The 448-nt window shown below is 73.4% G+C and carries 1 pseudogene; it reads right to left on the bottom strand.

Annotation, left to right across the window (positions count from 1 at the left end):
- Window positions 1-423, bottom strand: a pseudogene (locus PUR56_RS00645) (hypothetical protein); the annotation flags it as partial.
- Between the last annotated feature and the right edge of the window lie 25 nt (window positions 424-448).

The following is a 448-nucleotide window of genomic DNA, read 5'->3' as shown; positions in this document are numbered from 1 at the left end:
TACCGCGCCCAGCACGTTCGTCAACCCCTCGGTGTCACCGGCGAGCACCTCCGCGCGATGTGGGAGCGCGGCACGGCGGGCTGCCGCTGCGGCGAGCGTGGGGAGATCCCGAGCGGCCACAAGTCGCACCTGCTGTGCCGGGGCACGGAGCGCCGCCTCGTCCGTACCGGACAACCGCACCGGCACCAAGCGAAGGTGCACCGCCGCCACGACGGCGGCGCACTCGCCGGCCGGGGGCACCCCCACGATCCCCTGCGCGTTCGGACCGCTGACGCCGAACGCCGACACACCCGCCCGACGAGGCCGGTCCCCGGCGCTCCCGGGCCGCGACTCCGTCAGCAACTCGACGGCGCCCGCCGACCAGTTGACCTGGGTCGACGGCTCGTCGGGGTGCTGGGTGGGGGGCTGGGTATCGTGCCGCATCGCATGGACAATATTGATTTTGCCG

The sequence above is a fragment of the Streptomyces sp. BE303 genome (assembly GCF_036290945.1).
Taxonomy (GTDB): domain Bacteria; phylum Actinomycetota; class Actinomycetes; order Streptomycetales; family Streptomycetaceae; genus Kitasatospora.
This window is presented reverse-complemented; position numbering and strand designations above follow the sequence as displayed.